This is a genomic window from Sphingomonas sp. GM_Shp_2 (assembly GCF_026540875.1).
GTDB classification, from domain to species: Bacteria; Pseudomonadota; Alphaproteobacteria; order Sphingomonadales; family Sphingomonadaceae; genus Sphingomonas; species Sphingomonas carotinifaciens.
Map to the genome: position 1 here is coordinate 90,076 of NZ_JALNUQ010000005.1, position 19,893 is coordinate 109,968.

Below are 19,893 nucleotides of genomic sequence, written 5' to 3' on the forward strand. Positions count from 1 at the left end.
GGCGTGGGAGACGAACCGATCATCGTGGCCGATACGGCGCATGGCCCAGCGCGGATCTTCGCCGCCGGGCTGGCGACGGGCACGGCGCTGCTGGCGATTGCGGTATTTTGCGCGGTGAGCGGCTATGGTGGCCTGGCGCTGATGGTGCTGATCGCCGCTGCCATTGGCCTGGGCCTCGTCTATCGATCGATGCCGGCAAGCGTGCCGCGCCTCCCCTCGTTCCACCGGACGAGCCCGACCCCGGATCGCGACGCGTTCCGCACCGGTGCCGCCGCCCTGATCGATGCCGCGCGCCGCCGCCGCAAGGTGCCGACGCTGCTTCGCCTGGATATCGACCGGGTGCGGGCCATTTCCGGGCCGCAGGGGCGCGAGGCGCATGATCTGGCGCTGCGCCATGTTGCAGCGCTGCTGGACGACGAACTGCCGCGGTCCGCGCTCGTCGCGCGGCTGGAGGGGGATCGCTTCGCCGCGGTGATGGCGTTCGCCCCCGGCGACGCGGCGCGTGTCGAGCGCATCGTCGATCGCCTGGCGGTACGGCTGGTGCAGCCGATCCGCCGCGACGGCATGGAGGTACAGGCCAGCGTCACCTTCGGGCTGGCGCGCGACACCGGCCAGGAGTCGCTCGACACGCTGCTCCGCCAGGCGGACATGGCACTGACCGCATCGGCACAGGGAACGCGTGGCCAGCCCTGGTTCACGCCCGAGATCGAGCGGGCGCTGGGTGACCGCGCCGCCTTTGTCGCCGCACTGCGTGCCGGGATCGAGCGCGGCGAGATCGTGCCGCATTTCGATCCGCAGGTCGATCTGGGCAATGGGCGTCTCGTCGGTTTCGAAGTGCTGGCGCGCTGGCACCATCCCGAGCGCGGCATCCTGCCGGCCCGCGAGTTCCTCGGCATCGCGGAGGAGACGGGGCTGATCTGCGACCTGTCGCTCGCCGTGATGCGTCAGGCCTTTGCCGCCGCGCGCGACTGGGACCCTTCGCTCAAGCTGGCGATCAACCTGTCCGCCACGCAGTTCCAGGATGCCTGGCTGGCGCAGAAGATCATCAAGATCCTGACCGAAACCGGCTTTCCCGCCCACCGGGTCGAGGTGGAGATTACCGAGCGCGCGCTGCTTGCCGACCTGCCGCTGGCTCAGTCGATCGTCGCCAGCCTGAAGAACCAGGGCATTGGCCTGGCGCTGGACGATTTCGGCACCGGCTATTCCAGCCTGGCGCATCTGCGCGCCCTGCCCTTCGACCGGATCAAGATCGACCGCACCTATGTGCAGGCGATGGGCGCGGATGCGGAGCGCGCCGCCATCGTGCAGGCGATCGTGCAACTGGGGGACAGCCTGAACCTGCCGACCACGGCCGAGGGGGTCACCGATGCCGATCTGGCCGAGCGCCTGCGCATGCTGGGCTGCGTCCAGGCGCAGGGTACGCTGTATGGCGAGCCGATGGCGCTGCCCGATATCCGCCGGCTGCTGGCCGAACGGCATCTGCTGTCCCGCGCGGTGGTGACGCCGGGGCCGGGGCTTACCAGCCCGCGCCTGGCTGGCTGAGATAGGCCTGTTCCTCAGGCGTCGATCCGCGGCCCAGCGCCGCATTGCGGCTGGGGTAGCGGCCGAACCGGGCGATCACGTCGCGATGCTCGACCGCGAAGCGCAGATTTTCCTCCACGCCCAGCGCCTCGAACTTGCGGACGCTCAGATGCTGCACGGCCAGCGATTCGGCATGCATCAACGGCATGTAGAGAAACACGCGCCTCTCCGGTGGCAGGCGCATGTCCCAGCCCTTGTCGATCGCCTCCATGGTCAGCGCCAGCGCCAGCGTGTCGCCGTCATAGGCGCGCGCATCGCCCCGGTGCATGTTGCGCGACACCTGATCGAGCAGGATGATCGCCGCCAGCAAGGTTTCCGGGTCGCCCCGCCACTCCGCCGCGCTGTCCGCCAGCACGGCATCGCGCAGCGCGCCGAACCGCTCGGTCAACGCCGCGTCCAGCTCCGCATCCTTGCCGAAATGCTGTTCCGGCGTCAGCGCGAACCAGAATGCCAACACGCTTTGCGCGTCTTCATGGACTATTGCGCCGCGCGCTCCTAGATCGCCATCCATGTCCGCTTCTCCTGCGCCCGAGGTCGTCAGCCTGGGTTGCCGACTCAACATCGCCGAGAGCGAAACGATCCGTGCGCTGCTCGGCGCGACGGAGGACACCGTCGTGGTAAATAGTTGTGCCGTCACGAATGAAGCCGTCAAGCAGACGCGTGCCGCGATCCGCCGCGCCGCCCGCGCGCGGCCGGGCGCGCGCATCGTGGTGACGGGCTGCGCGGCCGAGATCGACCCGCACAGCTTCACCGCCATGCCCGAGGTATCGCGCGTGGTGCGCAACCCGGACAAGCTGCGCCCGGAAAGCTGGGGCGCCCTGCCCTCCGCGACCCGGCCGGTGGCCTTCGGCCAACACGCCCGCGCCTTTGTCGAGGTGCAGAATGGCTGCGACCATGCCTGCACCTTCTGCATCATCCCCGCCGGGCGCGGCCCCAGCCGCTCGCTGCCGGCGGGCGGCGTGGTGGACCAGATCGCGCGTGCGGTGGATGCCGGCCATAACGAGGTCGTGCTGACCGGCGTCGACCTGACCAGCTATGGCCATGACCTGCCCGGCCGGCCGACCCTGGGGTCGCTGGTCGAACGTATCCTGACCTTCGTGCCCGCCCTGCGCCGCCTGCGGCTGTCGTCGCTCGATTCGGTGGAGATCGACGATCGGTTGTTCGATCTGGTGACGGGCGAGGCGCGGGTGATGCCGCACCTGCACCTGTCGCTGCAGGCCGGCAACGACCTGATCCTGAAGCGGATGAAGCGCCGCCACAGCCGGGCCCAGTCGGTGGAGATCGTCCAGCGACTGCTCGCCCGCCGGCCGGAAATCGCGATCGGCGCCGACCTGATCGCCGGCTTCCCGACCGAGGATGACGCGATGGCGGCGGATACGCTGGCACTGGTCGAGGATTGTCGCATCGTCCATGCCCATATCTTTCCCTATTCCGCGCGCACCGGCACGCCCGCCGCGCGCATGCCGCAGGTGCCGCACGATCTGCGCCGCGCGCGTGCCGCCGCCTTGCGCGACGCCGCGGGCCGCGCGCGCGCGGCATGGCTGGCGGCACAGGTCGGCAGCCGGCAGGAGGTGCTGGTCGAACGCCCCGGCACCACCGGCCACACGCCCGGCTTCGCCACCGTGCACCTCGATTCCCCGGCCCCGCCCGGCACCATCGCCCCGGTCCGCGTGACCGGCGCCACCGACACCCATCTCATCGGAACGCGTCTATGAGCACATCCCCCTCCTGGCACGAAAAGCTGCTGGGCGGCTTTCGCCGTACCTCCGACCGGCTGGTCGGCAATCTCGCCGGGCTCGGCGGCGCGCGCCTGGACGAGCCGACGCTGGACGATATCGAGGAGGCGCTGATCGCTTCCGACCTGGGGCCGGAGACCGCCGGCCACATCCGCCAGCGGCTGGCCGAGGGAACGTTCGAGCGCAACATGGAGGATCTGGGTATCCGCCTCGTCGTCGCCGAGGAGGTGGAGAAGGCGCTGGCGAAGGTCGCCACCCCGCTGGAGATCGACGCGTTTCCGCGCCCGCAGGTGATCCTCGTCATCGGCGTCAACGGATCGGGCAAGACCACCACCATCGCCAAGCTGGCGCATCTGTTCATGGAGCAGGATTACGGCGTGATGCTGGCCGCGGGCGACACGTTCCGCGCCGCCGCGATCGGCCAGCTGGCTACCTGGGCGGCGCGCGTGGGCGTGCCGATCGTCTCGGGCAAGGAAGGCGGCGACGCGGCCGGCATCGTCTATGAGGCGGTCAAGCAGGCCACCGCGACGGGCATCGACGTGCTGATCGTCGATACCGCCGGGCGCCTGCAGAACAAGCGCGAGCTGATGGACGAACTCGCCAAGATCCGCCGCGTGCTCGGCCGCCTGAACCCGGAGGCGCCGCACGACATCGTCCTCGTGCTCGACGCGACGACGGGCCAGAATGCGCTCAATCAGATCGAGGTGTTCAAGGACGTGGCGGGCGTGACCGGGCTGGTCATGACGAAGCTGGACGGCACCGCGCGCGGCGGCGTGCTGGTGGCGGCGGCCGAGCGTTACGGCCTGCCCATCCATGCGATCGGCGTCGGTGAAGGGATGACCGACCTGCGCCCGTTCGACGCCAGCGAAGTCAGCCGGATCATTGCCGGCATCGAAGGAGGCCGCAAGTGACCGCGCCGCGCGACGCCGCGCCTGATCGGGCCGGGCTGAAGCTGGGGCTGGAATATGGGCCGCTGCTGCTGTTCTTCGCGGTCAACTTCCTCGCCCCCGCCGGGCCGCTGACCCGCGTGCTGATCGCCACCGGCGTGTTCATGGCGGCCACCGTGGTCGCAATGATCGTCAGCCGGATCAAGCTGGGCCGGGTGTCGACCATGCTGTGGCTGTCGGGCGCGCTGGTGCTGCTGTTCGGCGCGCTGACCCTCTATTTCCGCGACGAGCGCTTCATCAAGATGAAGCCGACCATCGTCTACACCGCCTTTTCGGCGATCCTGACCTATGGCCTGATCACCGGCCGCCCGCTGCTCGAAGCCTTGCTTGGTTCGGTCTATGCCGGGCTGACCCAGACCGGCTGGCGCAAGGTGACGCGCAACTGGGCGATCTTCTTCGCCTTCATGGCGGTTTTGAACGAGGTGGTGTGGCGCTCCAGCACCTGGGACTTCTGGGTGGGCTTCAAGCTGTGGGGCGCGATCCCGCTGACGCTGGGCTTCGCGCTCGCCAACATCCCGATGCTGATGCGCAACGGCCTGAGCGCAGGCGAGAAGCCGGTCGGCGACATTCCGCCCGAATAAGGAAAAGGGGGCGCACAGGTGATCCTGTACGCCCCCTTCCCACCCCTCCCGCCGGAGCGGGAGGGATGTCGACGTCAGGCGCCCGCCGCCTCGAAGCGCTTCGACACCTCGTTCCAGTTCACCACGTCCCACCACGCCTTCAGATAGGCGGCGCGGTCGTTCTTGTAGGTGAGGTAATAGGCGTGTTCCCACACGTCGTTGCCCAGGATCGGCGTGCCCTTGTCGGCCACGTCGTCCATCAGCGGATTGTCCTGGTTCGGGGTCGAGGTCACCTTGAGCGCGCCCGAGCCGTCGACGATCACCCACGCCCAGCCCGAGCCGAACTGCCCGGCGCCCTTGGTGTTGAAGTCTTCCTTCAGCTTGTCGAGGCCGCCATAGGCGTCGATCGCCGCCTGCAGCTTTTCCGACGGCTGGCCACCGGTGCCCGGCTTGGAAAGGATCTTCCAGAAGAAGTCGTGGTTCCAGTATCCACCGCCATTGTTGCGCACCAGCGGCGGCTGCGACGAGATCTGGCCGAGAATGTCCTCGATCGACTTGCCCTGCAGCGACGCGTCCTTTTCGACGCCTTCGTTCAGCTTGTCGGTATAGGCCTTGTGATGCTTGTCGTGGTGGAAGGTCATCGTCTCCTTGGAGATCACCGGCTCCAGCGCGTCATAGTCATACGGCAGCGGGGGCAGTTCGAACGCCATTTCTTTGTCTCCTTGGGGATTTGCCATGGCAAACGCGAGGCGCCCCAAATGGCTCCCCCGGCCTGATTACGCAACCGTACCGATCAGGTCATGACGACGAAGCGCATGACGAAGCTGGTCATAGGACAGGCCGAGCGCATCCGCCGTCGTCCGCTGGTTGAACCGGTTGTCCGCCAGCGACTTGGCCAGCAACTCCCGCTCGAACCGCGCCACCCGGCTCTTGAAGTCGGACGGCCCCACTTCGCAGGCCGCAACCTCGTCTCCCGATGACGGCTCCTCCCTTGCCGGCGTCGACGGCGCGGCGGAGGCGGATGCCGCGGGCGACTGTCCCTTGGGCCGGAACGGCGACTGGAACGGATCGATCTCGATCGCATCCACCGGCCCCTCCCGCTCCCACCGGTACACCGCGCGCTCCACCACGTTCCTCAACTCGCGCACATTCCCCGGCCAGCGATGCTGCATCAACGCATCGACCGCCGCCGGCCCGAAGCCTGGCCAGCGATCCCAGCCGATCTCCGCCGCCATCCGCCGCCCGAAATGATCGGCCAGCACCATGATATCGGCCTGACGCGCCCTGAGCGGCGGCAGCGTCACCACCTCGAACGACAGCCGGTCGAGCAGGTCGGCGCGAAACTCGTGCGCCTCCACCTTGTCGGGCAGGTGCTCGTTGGTGGCGGCGACGATGCGGACATCGACGCGCATCGGCCGCGACGCACCGATCCGGGTTACCTCGCCATATTCGACCGCGCGCAGCAATCGGTCCTGCGCCGCCATCGACAGCGTGCCGAGCTCGTCCAGGAACAGCGTGCCGCCATCGGCCTCCTCGAACCGCCCGGCGCGCGTCTTAGCGGCGCCGGTGAACGCACCCGCCTCATGCCCGAACAGCTCCGCTTCGATCAGCGTTTCGGGAAGTGCCGCGCAGTTCATGACGACCAGCGGCTGGTCCCAGCGCGGCGACAGGCGGTGGAGCCGTTCGGCCACCAGTTCCTTGCCCGTTCCCCGCTCGCCGATGACGAGCACGGGCCGGTCCAGCGCCGCCGCCCGGCTGGCGCGTTCCAATGCGTCGAGGAACGCCCCCGACTGACCGATCACCTGGCTCGTCCGTTCCATGGCCAATTGGTGGCGGATTTCACCAAGGCTTGGCAAGCGGGAATATGGGTTAGGCGTGCAACGATCGGCAAATCGCACGGAAATCCGCCATTTCTGAAACTGGCACGGGTCCTGCAATGCTGTTGGTATCCCGCCGATCGGCGGATCACCAAGGTTCAGAAAAAAGGGATTTCCACCATGTTCACCACTGAGATCAGCCGCAAGTTCGCCACCGTCGCCTGCACCATCCTGATGAGCGCCACCTGCCTGTTCGGCGCGCTGGCCCCGGCGACGACGTCCCACACCGAAACCCCCGTTGCGGCGGCGACCGGTCCGGTCGCATAATCGCCGCAACCTGTTTCCCCAAGGAGTACCCGATGGGCATTTTCTCCCGCACCCGCGATATCGTTGCCGCCAACTTCGCCGACCTGCTCGACAAGGCGGAGGACCCCGCGAAGATGATCCGCATGATCATCCTCGAAATGGAGGAAACGCTGGTCGAGGTGCGCGCCTCCGCGGCCCGCACGATCGCGGACCAGAAGGAGATGCGCCGCCACATCAGCAAGCTGGAGCAGCTTCAGGCAAGCTGGACCGAAAAGGCGGAACTGGCCTTGTCCAAGGACCGCGAGGACCTGGCCAAGGCCGCCCTGGTCGAGCGGCAGAAGGCGGCCGACATGGCCGACCAGTTGTCGGTCGAGGTGCAGGTGCTCGACGATGCGCTGCGCGCGTCGGAAGAGGACATCACCAAGCTGCAGAACAAGCTGCGCGAGGCCCGCACCAAGCAGAATGCGGTGCAGACCCGACTGGAAAGCGCCAACACCCGCGTCCGCCTGCGCGAGATGTGGAACGGCCCCAAGACGCACGACGCCTTCAGCCGCTTCGACGTGCTGGAACGCCGGGTGGACGAGGCCGAGGGCCGCGCCGACGCGCTGGGCCTGGGTGTCGCCAAGACGCTGGAGGAGGAGATTGCCGAGCTGCGCACCTCCGACAAGGTCGATGCCGATCTCGCCGCCCTGAAGGCGCGCATGAAGAAGGAGGGCTGAGATGAACTTCGAGGGCGTACTCGCCATCTTCCTCGCGCTGATCGGCCTGCCCTGGCTCATCTTCCACTATGTCACCAAGTGGAAGCAGGCGCCCAAGATCACGCATGAGGACGAGCAACTGCTCGACGAGCTGCACATGCTCGCCCGCCGCCTGGAAGACCGGGTGAACACGGTCGAACGCATCGTCGCCGCCGACAACCCCAACTGGAAATCGGGCCCCGACTGGAAACCGGGCATCGCCGCCCCGGAATGGCAACCCGAACCCCGCCTGACCAAGGGCGACTACGCACCCGATCGGAGGAACTGACATGTCCGCCAGCCGCACGCAATTCTACCTCGACAAGCAGAACGCCAAGTTCAAGGGCGTGTGCGCCGGGATCGCCGACTATACGGGGATCGACGCGCTGTGGGTCCGGGTCGCCGCCGTCCTGCTCACCGTATCGGGCGTCGGCATCCCCTGGGTTCCCCTTGCCTATGTCCTCGTCGCCTGGATGGCGGTGGCCAAGCCGATCGACCTGTATCAGACCGATGACGACGCCAAGTTCTGGCAGGGTGTCCGCTCGAACCCGAAGCGTTCGACCGCCGAGGTCCGCTCCAAGTTCCGCGACATCGACCGCCGGCTCGCCGACATCGAGCTGCACTATACCAGCCGCAACAGCCGCCTGGCCGACGAGATCGACAGCCTGCGCTGACCGGAGGATAAGACCATGTCCCCTGACAAATTCGCGACGATACAGGCCCTGTTCCCCTTTATCGCGATCATGGCGTCGCTGGGGATCGGCGGCTGGGTGCTGACCACCTGGATGCGCATCAAGAACGGCTACCCGCTGGACGGTGCCTGGGGTCAGGCGATCTATCCCAAGACCGATCAGGAGGCCGCCGAGCGCATCCGCCTGCTCAGCCAGGAAAACGCGCAGCTCCGCGCCGAAATGGGCGCGGTCAAGGACCGGCTGGCGGTGGTGGAACGCATCGTCACCGACGGCAGCCACCGGCTGGATCACGAGATCGAGCAGCTTCGGCACAAGGCGAACTGACATGAGCCCGCTGATCATACCCGTTATGGGCATCTGTTGCGGACTTCTCGCGATCTTCGGCGGAACGTTTGTAAAGCCATGGCTCGCCTATCGGCACCGTCGGATGGAACTGGAAGCCTCGATGATCGCCGAAAAGGCTGCACAATATGCAGCGCAGACCGAGCGTCTGGAACAGCGGGTGCGCGTGCTGGAACGCATCGTCACCGACAGGGGGATGGATCTGTCGGACGAGATCGAGCGGCTGCGCGACGAGCGTCCGCTCAACTGAAAGCCAAAAGATACAAGGGAGATGAAAGATGAGCGGCGGACAGGTGATGGTCGTCCTGATCGTGATGATCGTGATGATCGCCAGCGTCGTCAGGGGTAAGCATCGGCGATCGCCCGGGCTCGACCTGATGGACCGGAGCCATGGCGAGCAGGACGGCGAAACCCGCGCGATGCGCCAGGAAATGCAGCAGTTGAAGGAGCGCATCCAGGTGCTGGAGCGCGTGATCACCGACAACCACAAGACCGTCGACCTCGACCGTGAGATCGACCGGCTTCGCGACCGCTAAGGGAGGCGGACATGACGGACCCCGATTTCTACATCACCATGGCCGCCGCCGGGCTCGTCGGGCTGGGCATGACCACCGCCGCCGCGCTGGCCGGATGGCGCGGCTGGCTGCAGCTCAAGAACCGCGAATATGACCGGGCGCACGACCTGCCCTTCACGTCCCCGGCCAATGCGGGCGCCCGCATCGAAATGGCGGACCTGAAGGAGCGCATCCGCAAGCTGGAGGCGATCGCCGCGGGTGTCGACCTCTGAACCGGGCAAGGGGCGTTTTGCCCCCGGCGGTTGCTCCCGGGGGCCCGAGGCGGTAGCGCGATGGGTATGCGCAGCTTCAACGACATCCACGAAGAATTAGCCTTCCTCGAAGGCGATGATCGTCACATCGCCCTTCGAGAGATTGGAGAATCGCTGGAACCAATGCCGGCGGCCCTCAAAACCGATGCGACTTTAGTAAGGGGGTGCGCTTCTAAGGTTTGGGCCTATCCAACCTTGCAGAGCGATGGAACGTTGCACTTCCTTGCGGATGCGGAAGCAATGCTCCCTAAAGGGGTGATCGGCGTCATCCTGTCTCTTGTTCAAGACCAACATCCGAGCGTAATCTTGGCGACGGACATCGAAGGTAAACTCGCTCCTCTGGGTCTCGAGCGATACCTGACCAAGCAGAGAACGAATGGCATACCGGGAATGATCGCGCTGATCCGCGACACCGCCACGCGCTACGCCTGAGGGGTACCCCGCCCCAAACGCATGGCGATTTCCGCCACCGGCTCGCCGGGCGACACCACCAGCCACTCGCCCGGCCGCGCGGTATCGACCAGGGTGACGGCGTTCCTGGGGCACAGCTTCAGGCACCTGGTCTCGATCACGCCCAGCGGTGCCTTGCGGCCCTTGCCCCCGATCAGCTTGCGCAGCACCTTGGCGAGCGGCGTCCTGCCCTTCGGGCCGAATCCGCCACCGACCTTCTTGGAACATTTGCCGCAGACCAGCACGACGCCGGTCCACTCCGCCTTTGCACGCCGGATCATGCGCGCTGCGTGCTCCGCATCTCCTCGGCGGCACGCAGCACCTCATAGGCGGCCTGCACTTGCTGGAACCGCGTCGCCGCATCCGGATCGTTCGGGCGGACATCGGGGTGATTCGCCTTGGCCAGTCCGCGCCACGTCGCGCGGATCAGGTCGAAGGTAGCGTCCGGCTCCAGCCCCAGCACGTCCAGCGCGCGCATCTCGTCACGCGACCGGCTGCCGTCGCCCGATCCTGCCCAGCCATGATGGCGCGATTGCGCATAGCCGGCATTGGTCCGCCGCTCGCCCGCTTCGCGCGCCGCCGCTTCCTCGGCGTCCAGCCCCTGAAAATAGTCCCAGCCGCGATTATACTCGGCGGCATGGTTGGTGCAGAAGTACCAACGATCGGGATTGTTGGGAGATTTGGGTGCCGGACAATTGCCCGGCTCGTCACAGCCGTGCCGGTCGCAGATCCGCACGGGCTTGGCCTCGCGGCCCGAGCCATAGCCTCGCCAGCGGGGAAAGCCCCAATCGTTCGATCGTGTAGTCGGTCGCGCCACAGGAGCGGACATAAGGCGATGCGCCGCCGGTGCAAGACGTGGCACGCGCACGAAAGGTGCCATGCCGGCCGTAACCCCTTGACCGTCGCGCCTGCCCTGCCATCATGAACATGTCATAAAAGCTCTCATGTCCGAAGAAAACGGACAGTGGTGCCGATGCTTTAGCGAGTAGGATCAATGGTGCCGACTTCCCGTTCCTTTATGGCCAATCTTCGGGCGGATGTCCCGGCCTCGATCGTGGTGGCGCTGGTCGCCCTTCCCTTGTGCCTGGGCATCGCACTGGCATCCGGGGCGCCGCTCTTCTCGGGCCTGATCGCGGGGATCGTCGGCGGGCTGGTCGTCGGCTTCGTGTCGAAATCGCCCCTGTCGGTCAGCGGGCCGGCGGCCGGGCTCACCGTGATCGTGCTGGAAGCGATCGAGCGGATGCCCAGCTACCAGATCTTTCTGGTCGCGGTGATGCTGGCCGGCGTGCTGCAACTGGGTTTCTCCTTCACCCGCGCCGGCATCCTGGCGGAATTCGTCCCCTCCTCCGTGATCACCGGCATGCTGGCCGCGATCGGCCTGATCCTGATCCTGAAGCAGGTGCCCCACCTCGTCGGCTATGACGGCGATTTCGAGGGCAGCTTCGAGTTCGCCACCGCATCGGGCGGCAACACCTTTACCGACCTGTGGACCAGCGTGACCAGCGACGTCACGCCCGGCGCGATCGTCATCGGCGTCGTCTGCCTGCTCTTCCTGTTCACCTGGGACGCGTACCGCCCCAAGCAGGGCCCGCTGCGCTTCGTGCCCGGCCCGCTGCTTGTGGTGGTGATCGGCGTCGTCGGCAATGCGCTGCTCGGCGCGACCGTGCCGGGCTGGCAACTGGGCGCAAAGCATCTGGTGCAGGTGCCCGTCGCGGGCAGCCCGGCGGAGTTTGTCGGCCTGTTCCGCATGCCCGATTTCAGCGGGCTGACCATGGGCGTGGTGTGGACCAGCGCGGTGACGCTGGCGATCGTCGCCAGCCTGGAATCGCTCCTAAGCGTCAAGGCGGTGGACGAGATCGACCCGCGCCGCCGCACCACCGACAAGAACTGGGAGCTGATGGCGCAGGGCAGCGGCAACATCGTGTCCGGCCTGCTCGGCGGCCTGCCCGTCACCTCGGTGATCGTCCGCTCCTCGGCCAATGTCGATGCCGGCGCCGAAAGCAAGCTGTCCGCGATGCTGCACGCGCTGTGGCTGCTCCTGTCGGTCGCGCTGATCCCGGTGATGCTGAACCTGATCCCGCTCTCGGCGCTCGCCGCGGTGCTGATCGCCACCGGCTACAAGCTGACCAAGCCCAAGCTGTTTACCGAACGGTTCAAGCAGGGCTGGACGCAGTTCGTGCCCTTTGTCGCCACCGTGCTGGCGATCCTGTTCACCGACCTCCTGATCGGCATCCTGATCGGCCTGGCCGTCGGCTTCGTCTTCGTCGTCGCCCGCAACTTCCGCACCGCCATCACCTTCGCCTGCGAAGGCGAAGACTGCCTGATCCGCGCCCGCCGCAACCTGTACTTCATCCACAAATATGAACTGCAACAGCAGCTTGCCCGCGTGCCCGATGGCGCGAACCTGCTGATCGACCTGTCCTCCACGTCGTATGTCGACCTCGACAATGTCGACATCATCAACGCCTTCATCAAGGGCGCCGCCTACCGCGACATCGACGTGATCGTCCGCGGCGACATCGCCGAGCGCAGCGCGCCGCTCATCAACGCCCCCATCGCCGGAGTGCGCTTCGCATGAGAGAATACAAGCAACTCCTGCTCGCCAACAAGGCGTGGGCGACCGAACTGATCGAGGAAAAGGCGGACTTTTTCGAACGCCAGACGGCGGGGCAGAAGCCCGATTTCCTGTGGATCGGCTGTTCGGACAGCCGCGTCACGCCCGAGCGGATGACGATGACGCCCCCGGGCGGCATGTTCCTGCACAGGAACATCGCCAACCTCGTCCATGACGACGATCTGAACCTGCTGTCGGTGGTGCAATATGCCGTCGACGTGCTGAAGGTCCGCCACGTCATCCTGTGCGGCCATCATGGGTGCGGCGGGGTGCAGGCGGCCCTGTCGGGCGGGACCAGCGGCCCGGTCGATACCTGGCTGGGCAATGCCCGCGACGTGCTGCACCGCCACCGTGCCGAGATCGATGCCGAACCGACCGAGGACGGCAAGGTCAACCGCCTGGTCGAGTTGAACGTCCGCGACCAGTTGATGCATCTCGCGCGCATCGACATCATCCAGAACGCCTTCCGCGAAGGCCGCGAACTTTGGCTGCACGGCTGGGTCTACGACATGCGCGACGGCCATATCAAAACGCTGATGGAAATCGATGCCAGCACCGAATTGAGCGCGGTCGGCAACCCCGACAAGGTCCTTGTGTAGTCCGGTCAGCCACCGTCAGGCGGTCACGCCCGACGGTGGCTTCCCACTTCACCCCGGCAACCGGAAGTTCACGCGCTGCGTCGTCGCGCCGCACCCCAGGCTGCCATCGGGCCGATAGGTCTTGGCATAGCGTGCCGCGCTGAACATCTTCGTGCCCGCCTTTGAAAAGACGAAGGGCGGATAGCTGAGCAGCGTGCGAGCATTGGCCACACTGCCGTCCGCCTTCACGTCATATTGCAGCTGCGTCCATCCCTCGAACCCCCAGCGCAGTGCGTCGGTCGGAAAATCATTGGCGCCAAAGCTGGAGAGTTGCTTGGGCGGTGCATCCATGATGCTGCACTGGTTCGCCGACAGCCCCGTGCGATCGAATGCCGCCCTTGCCGCCGTCCCGTCGCCACGCGCCTGCGCCAGCGAGGCGAGGCGAACCAGCGCCCCCACCTTCAGCGGGTCATTGGCCGCCAGGGCGCCATCGTCGGCCACCTGCCGCAACAGCGGCTCGCTTTCCGCGCCCCTCTTGCGATCGCGATCGGCGATCATCAGCCGCAGCGCGGCGCGCGCCTGTGGGTCACCGGCATAGACGGGGTCGGTCAGCATCGGCTCGACCGCACGCCGGAAGCGGCCGGGCTTCCACAGATCGGGTGCGTCGGCGGTCAACATCGTCATCGCATAGTTGAGCCTGACCGGGGCCGGCGCGCCCGCCGCCGTCGCGATCGCCAGCGCACGGGTGGCCAGCGGCTTCTTCTCCGCGTCCGGCACCATGGCGTTGGTGAGCAGCGCCTGGATCGCGCCCAGCGCCGCCAGCGACTCCGCCCCCTTGCCTGCGTCTGCCTGGCGCAACGCCTCGCGCTGCGCGGCCAGCGTGGCGGGGCCCGGCCGCTCCGGATCGGGGGCCACCGTCACGCCCTTGCCTTCCAGCCACGCCACCGCTTCGCTATCCAGCTCTCCCCCGATCGAGGGCCGCGAGAAGGCGGTCGAACACCGCATCTCGACGCGCATATTGTAGCGGTAAAAGGCCGGCAGCGTCTTGATCTGCTCCGGATTCCACCACCAGTCCTGGACGATCCGGGCAAAGGCCAGTGCCTTTTCTCCGCCGCCCGAGGCGTAGATGGGCGTGGCCTGGATCACCGTGCCGTCGTCGCCGATGCTGAATTCCACGACGCCGACATCCTCGGGGCGCAGGTCCGCCTCGCCGCCGCAGTCCGGGGCCTTCATCTGGGCACCGGGCGAGAACTCGCCCTTGGTGGAGCGCCCGGCGCCGGTATAGGCGAGATATTCGCGCGCTTCCTCCTCGTGCCCGCCAAGCAGCGCGGCGATCGCCGTATCGGACCGGGCGGACACGTCCAGCAGGTCGGTGCGATTGGTGATCCCGCCCAACAGTTGCACCGCGGCCTTGCCGTCGCGGCGTGCCACCTCGAAATCACCCTGGTTCATGTGCAGCATCGCCCGGCGCCGCATGAACAGGGCACGCGAGGCATTGTCGACCGACGCGGTCTTCAAAACCGCATCGGCCCGGTCCAGCGTCGCCCCGGCGGCGGCCGGATCGGTGAAAATCTGCGCCTGGGACAGTCCGAGCAACGCGATCAGCATATCGGCGGGGACGACCGCATTCTTCTCCGCCTTTGCATATTCGGCGGCGGCGCCCGCATAATCGAACGCATCGGCGGCGATCCGGCCCAGCATCGCATGCGCCTTGGATCGATCCTCCGCCAGCGAAGCGTCATCGGTGGGCAAGCCTGCCAGCCCGGTGCGGATCATCGCCAGCGCCTCGTCCCGCCGCCCGAGGCGGAACAGCGCGCCGCCCCGGCGCACCTGCACGATCGCCCGGCTGCGGCTGCCCGGCTTGGTGCGCGGCTCCAGCTTTTCCCAGGCCGCCAGCGCCGCGGCATTGTCCTTGCCCGCGTCGAGCGCGGTGGCCGCGTCGTAATCCTGCTGGACACTGCCCGTCGCCGGCTGCTGTTGCGCGGAAACCGCGCTGCCCGTGAGCAGCGCTGCTGCGATCAGCGCGCGCGCGGTGGTGAAATCGTGCATCCCCCATGGCCCTCCCAAACCTCGTCGCCCGAGGTCTGAACCATTCGAAAGGATAATGCCAGAGGGTCTGTAAGCCGGGTTCTGTCCACCGGCCACAAGGCCGGATGGGCGACCATTCGTCTAGGACGACGCTTGCGCGCCGCCTCAAGCAACCAACCCGGACGGCGGGCGGGAACACGCCCCGGACCATGAAGGTCCATGCCATCCCTATTCGGTCTTGCTCCCGGTGGGGTTTGCCGTGCCGTCCCTGTTACCAGGGCCGCGGTGCGCTCTTGCCGCACCCTTTCACCTTGACCTGCCCGAAGGCTTCGTCCCGAAGGATTGGGTCGTCTGCTCTCTGTTGCACTGTCCCTGGGGTCGCCCCCGCCGGGCGTTACCCGGCACCGTTGTTTCGCGGAGCCCGGACTTTCCTCGCCTCCATCGCTGGAGCCGCGGCCGCCCGACCCTCTGGCGGGGCGGGCTGTAGCGGCATGAGGGCGCGCTGACCAGAGCTATCCGACCAGCGCCGCGATCCAGCCCCGTGCCGGGTTGGCGGGATCGGCGAGCAGCTTGATCGTCAGCGCGATCGACATGACGACCAGCAGCGGCCGCACCCCCCGCCCGCCGAAGCGCATCGCCAGCCGCGCGCCGATCTGGTTGCCCGCGACATTGGCCGCCGCCATGCCCAGCCCCAGCATCCACAACATCTGCCCGCCCGCGATCATCGCCAGCACTCCGGCAAGGTTGGTCGCCAGGTTCAGGAACTTGGTATTGGCGATCGCGCGCACCAGCCCCAGCCCCCCCAGCGCGACAAGCGCGGTCGTGATGAACGATCCCGTGCCCGGCCCGAAAAAGCCGTCATAAAAGCCGATGACACTCACCACCCCGGTCAGCCCGATCCGCCCCAGCCGCGCATGGCGATCCACATCGCTCATCGGCGGCGACAGCAGGAAGTAGAGCGCCATCACGATCAACAGCACCGGCACCAGCCCGGCAAGGAAGCCGGGATCGATATGCTGCACGGCGGTGGCCCCGGCGACCGACCCGGCAAAGGCGCCGATCGCCGGCACGGTGAAGCGGTGCAGATCGACATGCCCGCCGCGCCGGTAGGCGAGAAACGCCGAGCCCGTCCCGATCGCGCTCTGCAGCTTGTTGGTCGCCAGCGCGGAAACCGGCGGCACGCCCGCCGCCAGCAGCGCCGGAATGGTCAGCAGCCCCCCGCCCCCGGCCATTGCGTCGATCGTGCCGGCGAACAGCGCGACCGTCATCAGGAACAGGACGGCGTCCAGCGTCAGGTGCATGGGGGTTCGCGCGTCCGTTCCAGTTCGGCGATCTCGAAATCGTAGCGGGTCCAGCCACGCTGGCGGGCGGCGTCGGCGGCGGCCGCCTGCTTGCCACGTGCTTCGGCCAGCGTCTTGGCGTGGCCCCAGAACACCTCGGTCTTGCCGTTCTGCAACACCGCCACGATGCGCCAATAATGGCTGAAAGCAGCGTTGGTCGGCCCGATCGTCTTCACATAGCCATCGGGCATCGTGGCCGTCAGGTAGAATTTGCGGGCCATGGGCGCGTCAGTCGTCGCCCTGCGGCCGGGGCAGCAGCAGCGCGAGCAGGATCATCCGGCACTCGGCATCGATCTCGCCGTCCACCAGTTCGGGGCGGAAACGGCGCTGAAACGCCATGATCGCCGCCATCCGGTCGGTCACGTCATAGCCGAAGCGTTCCAACGCCAGGCAGAAACCGGCCTCCGTCCACATCGGATCCATCAGGTTCCTGGTCGGCCGCGGCAGGGCCAGGCGCAACCGCGCGAGTTGGCCCCACGGAAACAGTTCGCCCGGATCGCGCTTGCGCGCGGGCGCGATGTCGGAATGGCCGACGATGTTGCCGCGGGTGATCGCGTACCGGTCCTTCAGGTCATGGACCAGGGCGATGACCGCGGCGATCTGCTCGTCGGGGAAGGGACGATATCCCCAGTCATGGCCGGGATTGACGATCTCGATGCCGATGCTCGCCGAGTTGACGTCGTCGACGCTGCGCCAGTGCGAGCGACCGGCGTGCCAGGCGCGCTTGTGGTCGTCCACCATGCGCAGGACCGTGCCGTCCTCCGCCACCAGATAATGGCACGACACCTTGGCCTCCGGATCGCGCAGCCGCTCGATCGCGGACTGCGCATCCTGCATGCCGGTATAATGCAGCACGATCATCGTGATGGGCAGCGAGCGCTCGTCAAAATTGGGCGACGGCGTGTCGATGATCGTCATCAGGCTTTCCCCGGCCACGCGCCTTGACCACGCGAGGCCCCGCGCATCGCGGGAATGGTGCGCGGCGTCAAGCGGCCTTGGCGGCGCTCCGTCCCCCGCCGGAGCAACCCTCGGCCGGTTGATAGAATCCGCGAAAGCGTCCGCTTGGCTCGAACCGGTCGGTCTGGCCGATCACCGTCTCGCCCGCGCCCAGCACCAGCAGCCCGCCCGGCGCCAGCGCATGGGCCAGCCGGTCGAACGCGCCGGCCTTTGGCACCGGGTTCAGGTACAGCATGACGTTGCGGCACAGGATCAGGTCGAATGCGCCGCCCGGCGGGCGATCGGCGACCAGGTTGATCTGGCGAAACGCGATGTGGCGCAGGAGTTCGGGGCGCGCGGTCCACTCGCTGCCGTCGCCCTCGAACCAGCGCATCATCCGCCGGATGGGCAGGCCGCGCTGGATCTCGAACTGCGAAAACCGACCCGATCGCGCGCGGGCCAGCGCGGCGGTGGAAATGTCGCTGGCGACGATCTCGGGCATGGGCGCGCCGGTCGCCTCCTGCCGCTCGGCGAACAGCATCGCCAGCGACAGCGGCTCCTGCCCCGTCGAGCATCCGGCGCTCCAGATGCGCACCCGGCGCCCCTGCTCTTCGGCGGCGGCGACCGCCTCCACCATCATGTCGAACACCGCGGTGTCGCGAAAGAACGAGGTTTCCTGATTCACCAGCGCATCGACGATATGCCCGGCCAGCGCCGGATCGCGCCCGTCGAGCAGGCGCGCGACCAGATCGTCCAGCGTGTCGAGCCCGCGCGCGCGCATCAGCGGCGTCAGTGCGGCGTCCATCCGGGTCGAACGATGGCTGGCGGTATGCTGGCCGGTGCGCACCTCCAGCAACGCGGCCAGCACGTTGATCGCAGAGGCCGACATCACGGCCTCCGCCGGCTGGCGATCAGCGCACCGATCGCCTCGGGCGGCAGCACGGCGTCGGCGCCGCCATGATTGGCGACCGCGCCCGGCATGCCCCACACGACGGAGCTGGCACGGTCCTGCACCACCACCGCCCCGCCCGCCGCGCGCACCGCGCCCGCACCCTCGGCCCCGTCCCGCCCCATGCCGCTCAGCACGACCGCCATCGCGCGCTCGCCATAGACCGCGGCAAGCGAGTGGAGCATCGGATCGACCGAGGGCATGCAGCCGCTGGCGACCGGCTCGTCGCTCAGGCGGATGGCCATGCCCCCCTCGCCGAGGCTGACGCAGTTGATATGGGCGTCGCCCGGTGCGACGATCAGGCGGCCGGGCCGGATGCGCATCCGGTCGACCGCGACATCGCACGGCCGGCCCGCCAGGACCGAGAGTTGCGCGGCGAAATAGGGAATGAACGACGCCGGCAGATGCTGCGTGACCAGCACCGGCAGGTGAAAGGATGCGGGCAGCGCACGCAGCACATGGCTGAGCGCATGGATGCCCCCGGTCGATGCGCCGATCGCGACGATGTCATAGGCATCCGCCCGCCCGGCCCGCGGCGTGACCGGGGCGGCGGCTGCGATCCGCGGCATCGGCTGCACGGTGCGCTGGCGCAGGCCGATCAGCCGCTCGATCAGCATCTCCGCGAAACGCCCGGAGAGCGCATGGCTGTGCGGCTTGACCAGCGTATCGGCCGCCCCCAGCGCCAGCGCCTGCACCGTCGCCACCGCGCCCTCGGTCGCCGCCGACGACACGATCAACACCCGTGCCCCCTGCCCCGCCACCAACAAATCCGGCAACGCGGTCAGCCCGTCCACGCCGGGCATCTCCAGGTCGAGCAGGATGACGTCGACGCGATTGGTCGCCAGAAACGCGCGCGCGGCGGCGGCGTGCGGCACCGATCCGGCCACCTGGAACGCGGGGTGCGCCTCCAGCAGCCGGCCGATCACCGCCCGCGCGACGGCGGAATCGTCCACCACCAGCAAGCGGGTGGGCGGCTCGGCGCTTGAGGAAATCGGATCGGACGCCATGGCGGATCGCTCAAGGAAAAGAGGAAGCCCTACAGCCCGGTTCAGGCCATACCGACGATCTGCAGCTTGCTTTCCAGCGTGTCGCGGTCGAACGGCTTCATGATATATTCGTCGGCACCCGCCTCGATCGCGGCACGGATATGGGCCATGCCGTTCTCGGTCGTGCAGAACACGACGCGCGGACGCGGCCGGACATCGGCCTCACGCAGCGCACGCAGGAAATCCATCCCGCTCATCACCGGCATGTTCCAGTCGAGCAGCACGACATCGGGCGCCGCGGCCATGCAGGCGTCCAGCGCCTCGCGCCCGTCCGCCGCCTCGCGCACGGTGAAATCCAGCGTCTCCAGGATGTGGCGGGCGACCTTGCGGATCACCTTGGAGTCATCGACGACGAGACAGGTCTTCATGGAAACGCCCTATAGGAGAAGGAGTACGCGTAGCCGCACG

The 19,893-nt window shown here is 67.6% G+C and carries 27 protein-coding genes and 1 other RNA gene; 15 read left to right on the top strand and 13 right to left on the bottom strand.

Annotated features, from left to right (window positions below; genetic code table 11):
* Positions 1 to 3: 3 nt before the first annotated feature.
* Positions 4 to 1,542 carry a bifunctional diguanylate cyclase/phosphodiesterase gene (locus OXR08_RS03065; protein WP_267347551.1) on the top strand — a complete coding sequence of 513 codons (1,539 nt, stop codon included), beginning with the start codon at positions 4 to 6 and terminating at the stop codon, positions 1,540 to 1,542.
* Here the strand turns inward: OXR08_RS03065 and OXR08_RS03070 are convergent.
* Positions 1,517 to 2,038 (bottom strand): DUF924 family protein, encoded by a 522-nt coding sequence (locus OXR08_RS03070; protein WP_346731886.1) that lies wholly within the window; start codon positions 2,036 to 2,038, stop codon positions 1,517 to 1,519. The genes OXR08_RS03065 and OXR08_RS03070 overlap by 26 nt on opposite strands.
* 52 nt (positions 2,039 to 2,090) lie before the next feature.
* Between OXR08_RS03070 and mtaB the strand changes: the two genes are divergently transcribed.
* From mtaB to OXR08_RS03085, 3 genes are read left to right on the top strand one after another with little or no spacing between them, the layout of a single operon-like run.
* Positions 2,091 to 3,296: a tRNA (N(6)-L-threonylcarbamoyladenosine(37)-C(2))-methylthiotransferase MtaB gene (gene mtaB, locus OXR08_RS03075; protein WP_267347555.1), complete on the top strand. Its 1,206-nt coding sequence runs from the start codon at positions 2,091 to 2,093 to the stop codon at positions 3,294 to 3,296.
* A complete protein-coding gene (ftsY, locus tag OXR08_RS03080) occupies positions 3,293 to 4,228 on the top strand; it encodes a signal recognition particle-docking protein FtsY (RefSeq protein WP_112382524.1) in 936 nt (311 codons plus the stop codon). The genes mtaB and ftsY overlap by 4 nt, the downstream gene beginning before the upstream one ends.
* Complete coding sequence (locus OXR08_RS03085) at positions 4,225 to 4,845, top strand: septation protein A (protein WP_240313479.1); 621 nt, start codon at positions 4,225 to 4,227, stop codon at positions 4,843 to 4,845. The genes ftsY and OXR08_RS03085 overlap by 4 nt, the downstream gene beginning before the upstream one ends.
* 74 nt (positions 4,846 to 4,919) lie before the next feature.
* Here OXR08_RS03085 and OXR08_RS03090 read toward each other — a convergent pair whose 3' ends face one another.
* Both OXR08_RS03090 and pspF read right to left on the bottom strand, forming a co-directional pair.
* On the bottom strand, positions 4,920 to 5,534 hold the full coding sequence (locus OXR08_RS03090) for a superoxide dismutase (RefSeq protein ID WP_149681700.1): 615 nt from the start codon (positions 5,532 to 5,534) through the stop codon (positions 4,920 to 4,922).
* A 66-nt stretch (positions 5,535 to 5,600) separates the two neighbouring features.
* The gene (gene pspF / locus OXR08_RS03095; RefSeq protein ID WP_112382526.1) at positions 5,601 to 6,644 is read right to left on the bottom strand and encodes a phage shock protein operon transcriptional activator; all 1,044 of its coding nucleotides are present in this window, start codon (positions 6,642 to 6,644) and stop codon (positions 5,601 to 5,603) included.
* A 9-nt stretch (positions 6,645 to 6,653) separates the two neighbouring features.
* Between pspF and OXR08_RS03100 the strand changes: the two genes are divergently transcribed.
* The 9 genes from OXR08_RS03100 to OXR08_RS03140 all read left to right on the top strand — a co-directional run bounded on the left by OXR08_RS03100 (position 6,654) and on the right by OXR08_RS03140 (position 9,976).
* Positions 6,654 to 6,968 carry a hypothetical protein gene (locus tag OXR08_RS03100; protein WP_267347563.1) on the top strand — a complete coding sequence of 105 codons (315 nt, stop codon included), beginning with the start codon at positions 6,654 to 6,656 and terminating at the stop codon, positions 6,966 to 6,968.
* 32 nt (positions 6,969 to 7,000) lie between these two features.
* Positions 7,001 to 7,666: a phage shock protein PspA gene (gene pspA / locus OXR08_RS03105; RefSeq protein ID WP_149681703.1), complete on the top strand. Its 666-nt coding sequence runs from the start codon at positions 7,001 to 7,003 to the stop codon at positions 7,664 to 7,666.
* 1 nt (position 7,667) lies between these two features.
* On the top strand, positions 7,668 to 7,973 hold the full coding sequence (gene pspB / locus OXR08_RS03110; protein ID WP_267347567.1) for an envelope stress response membrane protein PspB: 306 nt from the start codon (positions 7,668 to 7,670) through the stop codon (positions 7,971 to 7,973).
* 1 nt (position 7,974) lies between these two features.
* On the top strand, positions 7,975 to 8,358 hold the full coding sequence (pspC, locus tag OXR08_RS03115; protein WP_267347569.1) for an envelope stress response membrane protein PspC: 384 nt from the start codon (positions 7,975 to 7,977) through the stop codon (positions 8,356 to 8,358).
* 15 nt (positions 8,359 to 8,373) lie between these two features.
* Positions 8,374 to 8,700: a hypothetical protein gene (locus tag OXR08_RS03120; RefSeq protein WP_149681705.1), complete on the top strand. Its 327-nt coding sequence runs from the start codon at positions 8,374 to 8,376 to the stop codon at positions 8,698 to 8,700.
* A gap of 1 nt (position 8,701) precedes the next feature.
* Entirely contained in the window at positions 8,702 to 8,968 is a 267-nt protein-coding gene (locus OXR08_RS03125; protein WP_267347571.1) for a hypothetical protein, read from the top strand.
* Positions 8,969 to 8,996: 28 nt separating this feature from the next.
* Positions 8,997 to 9,254, top strand: coding sequence for a hypothetical protein (locus tag OXR08_RS03130; RefSeq protein ID WP_235903916.1), 258 nt, complete (start codon positions 8,997 to 8,999; stop codon positions 9,252 to 9,254).
* Between the two features lie 11 nt (positions 9,255 to 9,265).
* Positions 9,266 to 9,505, top strand: a complete 240-nt coding sequence (locus OXR08_RS03135; RefSeq protein ID WP_112382532.1) for a hypothetical protein — start codon at positions 9,266 to 9,268, stop codon at positions 9,503 to 9,505.
* 66 nt (positions 9,506 to 9,571) lie between these two features.
* Complete coding sequence (locus OXR08_RS03140) at positions 9,572 to 9,976, top strand: SufE family protein (RefSeq protein ID WP_267347622.1); 405 nt, start codon at positions 9,572 to 9,574, stop codon at positions 9,974 to 9,976.
* Here OXR08_RS03140 and OXR08_RS03145 read toward each other — a convergent pair.
* Together OXR08_RS03145 and OXR08_RS03150 are read right to left on the bottom strand one after the other, a co-directional pair.
* Complete coding sequence (locus tag OXR08_RS03145) at positions 9,967 to 10,275, bottom strand: (2Fe-2S) ferredoxin domain-containing protein (RefSeq protein ID WP_267347575.1); 309 nt, start codon at positions 10,273 to 10,275, stop codon at positions 9,967 to 9,969. The genes OXR08_RS03140 and OXR08_RS03145 overlap by 10 nt on opposite strands.
* The gene (locus OXR08_RS03150; protein ID WP_211368601.1) at positions 10,272 to 10,823 is read right to left on the bottom strand and encodes a J domain-containing protein; all 552 of its coding nucleotides are present in this window, start codon (positions 10,821 to 10,823) and stop codon (positions 10,272 to 10,274) included. The genes OXR08_RS03145 and OXR08_RS03150 overlap by 4 nt, the downstream gene beginning before the upstream one ends.
* A gap of 189 nt (positions 10,824 to 11,012) precedes the next feature.
* Between OXR08_RS03150 and OXR08_RS03155 the strand changes: the two genes are divergently transcribed.
* Together OXR08_RS03155 and OXR08_RS03160 are read left to right on the top strand one after the other, a co-directional pair.
* Positions 11,013 to 12,572, top strand: a complete 1,560-nt coding sequence (locus OXR08_RS03155; protein WP_235903917.1) for a SulP family inorganic anion transporter — start codon at positions 11,013 to 11,015, stop codon at positions 12,570 to 12,572.
* The gene (locus tag OXR08_RS03160) at positions 12,569 to 13,207 is read left to right on the top strand and encodes a carbonic anhydrase (protein ID WP_267347579.1); all 639 of its coding nucleotides are present in this window, start codon (positions 12,569 to 12,571) and stop codon (positions 13,205 to 13,207) included. Before OXR08_RS03155 ends, OXR08_RS03160 begins: the two co-directional genes overlap by 4 nt.
* Positions 13,208 to 13,255: 48 nt before the next feature.
* Here the strand turns inward: OXR08_RS03160 and OXR08_RS03165 are convergent, their stop codons facing one another.
* The 8 genes from OXR08_RS03165 to OXR08_RS03200 all read right to left on the bottom strand — a co-directional run bounded on the left by OXR08_RS03165 (position 13,256) and on the right by OXR08_RS03200 (position 19,853).
* Positions 13,256 to 15,235 (bottom strand): hypothetical protein, encoded by a 1,980-nt coding sequence (locus tag OXR08_RS03165; protein ID WP_112382537.1) that lies wholly within the window; start codon positions 15,233 to 15,235, stop codon positions 13,256 to 13,258.
* A 54-nt stretch (positions 15,236 to 15,289) separates the two neighbouring features.
* Positions 15,290 to 15,686, bottom strand: an RNA gene (gene rnpB, locus OXR08_RS03170) — RNase P RNA component class A.
* A 40-nt stretch (positions 15,687 to 15,726) separates the two neighbouring features.
* The gene (locus tag OXR08_RS03175) at positions 15,727 to 16,515 is read right to left on the bottom strand and encodes a TSUP family transporter (RefSeq protein WP_149681710.1); all 789 of its coding nucleotides are present in this window, start codon (positions 16,513 to 16,515) and stop codon (positions 15,727 to 15,729) included.
* A complete protein-coding gene (locus tag OXR08_RS03180) occupies positions 16,506 to 16,775 on the bottom strand; it encodes a hypothetical protein (RefSeq protein ID WP_267347583.1) in 270 nt (89 codons plus the stop codon). Before OXR08_RS03180 ends, OXR08_RS03175 begins: the two co-directional genes overlap by 10 nt.
* A gap of 7 nt (positions 16,776 to 16,782) precedes the next feature.
* Positions 16,783 to 17,472 carry an N-acetylmuramoyl-L-alanine amidase gene (locus OXR08_RS03185; protein ID WP_267347585.1) on the bottom strand — a complete coding sequence of 230 codons (690 nt, stop codon included), beginning with the start codon at positions 17,470 to 17,472 and terminating at the stop codon, positions 16,783 to 16,785.
* 67 nt (positions 17,473 to 17,539) lie between these two features.
* A complete protein-coding gene (locus tag OXR08_RS03190) occupies positions 17,540 to 18,379 on the bottom strand; it encodes a CheR family methyltransferase (RefSeq protein WP_112382540.1) in 840 nt (279 codons plus the stop codon).
* Positions 18,379 to 19,446 (bottom strand): chemotaxis-specific protein-glutamate methyltransferase CheB, encoded by a 1,068-nt coding sequence (cheB, locus tag OXR08_RS03195; RefSeq protein ID WP_267347587.1) that lies wholly within the window; start codon positions 19,444 to 19,446, stop codon positions 18,379 to 18,381. The genes OXR08_RS03190 and cheB overlap by 1 nt, the downstream gene beginning before the upstream one ends.
* A gap of 41 nt (positions 19,447 to 19,487) precedes the next feature.
* Positions 19,488 to 19,853 (bottom strand): response regulator, encoded by a 366-nt coding sequence (locus OXR08_RS03200; protein WP_112382542.1) that lies wholly within the window; start codon positions 19,851 to 19,853, stop codon positions 19,488 to 19,490.
* Between the last annotated feature and the right edge of the window lie 40 nt (positions 19,854 to 19,893).

Coding starts and splice junctions, on each gene's coding strand:
- pspB (WP_267347567.1), top strand. CDS start 7,668: ATGAACTTCGAGGGCGTACTCGCCATCTTCCTCGCGCTGATCGGCCTG.
- OXR08_RS03090 (WP_149681700.1), bottom strand. CDS start 5,534: ATGGCGTTCGAACTGCCCCCGCTGCCGTATGACTATGACGCGCTGGAG.
- cheB (WP_267347587.1), bottom strand. CDS start 19,446: ATGGCGTCCGATCCGATTTCCTCAAGCGCCGAGCCGCCCACCCGCTTG.
- OXR08_RS03180 (WP_267347583.1), bottom strand. CDS start 16,775: ATGGCCCGCAAATTCTACCTGACGGCCACGATGCCCGATGGCTATGTG.
- OXR08_RS03155 (WP_235903917.1), top strand. CDS start 11,013: ATGGCCAATCTTCGGGCGGATGTCCCGGCCTCGATCGTGGTGGCGCTG.
- OXR08_RS03150 (WP_211368601.1), bottom strand. CDS start 10,823: ATGTCCGCTCCTGTGGCGCGACCGACTACACGATCGAACGATTGGGGC.
- OXR08_RS03200 (WP_112382542.1), bottom strand. CDS start 19,853: ATGAAGACCTGTCTCGTCGTCGATGACTCCAAGGTGATCCGCAAGGTC.
- OXR08_RS03190 (WP_112382540.1), bottom strand. CDS start 18,379: ATGTCGGCCTCTGCGATCAACGTGCTGGCCGCGTTGCTGGAGGTGCGC.
- OXR08_RS03185 (WP_267347585.1), bottom strand. CDS start 17,472: ATGACGATCATCGACACGCCGTCGCCCAATTTTGACGAGCGCTCGCTG.
- OXR08_RS03175 (WP_149681710.1), bottom strand. CDS start 16,515: ATGCACCTGACGCTGGACGCCGTCCTGTTCCTGATGACGGTCGCGCTG.
- OXR08_RS03160 (WP_267347579.1), top strand. CDS start 12,569: ATGAGAGAATACAAGCAACTCCTGCTCGCCAACAAGGCGTGGGCGACC.
- OXR08_RS03120 (WP_149681705.1), top strand. CDS start 8,374: ATGTCCCCTGACAAATTCGCGACGATACAGGCCCTGTTCCCCTTTATC.
- OXR08_RS03135 (WP_112382532.1), top strand. CDS start 9,266: ATGACGGACCCCGATTTCTACATCACCATGGCCGCCGCCGGGCTCGTC.
- OXR08_RS03130 (WP_235903916.1), top strand. CDS start 8,997: ATGAGCGGCGGACAGGTGATGGTCGTCCTGATCGTGATGATCGTGATG.
- pspF (WP_112382526.1), bottom strand. CDS start 6,644: ATGGAACGGACGAGCCAGGTGATCGGTCAGTCGGGGGCGTTCCTCGAC.
- OXR08_RS03145 (WP_267347575.1), bottom strand. CDS start 10,275: ATGATCCGGCGTGCAAAGGCGGAGTGGACCGGCGTCGTGCTGGTCTGC.
- ftsY (WP_112382524.1), top strand. CDS start 3,293: ATGAGCACATCCCCCTCCTGGCACGAAAAGCTGCTGGGCGGCTTTCGC.
- OXR08_RS03165 (WP_112382537.1), bottom strand. CDS start 15,235: ATGCACGATTTCACCACCGCGCGCGCGCTGATCGCAGCAGCGCTGCTC.
- mtaB (WP_267347555.1), top strand. CDS start 2,091: ATGTCCGCTTCTCCTGCGCCCGAGGTCGTCAGCCTGGGTTGCCGACTC.
- pspC (WP_267347569.1), top strand. CDS start 7,975: ATGTCCGCCAGCCGCACGCAATTCTACCTCGACAAGCAGAACGCCAAG.
- OXR08_RS03140 (WP_267347622.1), top strand. CDS start 9,572: ATGCGCAGCTTCAACGACATCCACGAAGAATTAGCCTTCCTCGAAGGC.
- pspA (WP_149681703.1), top strand. CDS start 7,001: ATGGGCATTTTCTCCCGCACCCGCGATATCGTTGCCGCCAACTTCGCC.
- OXR08_RS03125 (WP_267347571.1), top strand. CDS start 8,702: ATGAGCCCGCTGATCATACCCGTTATGGGCATCTGTTGCGGACTTCTC.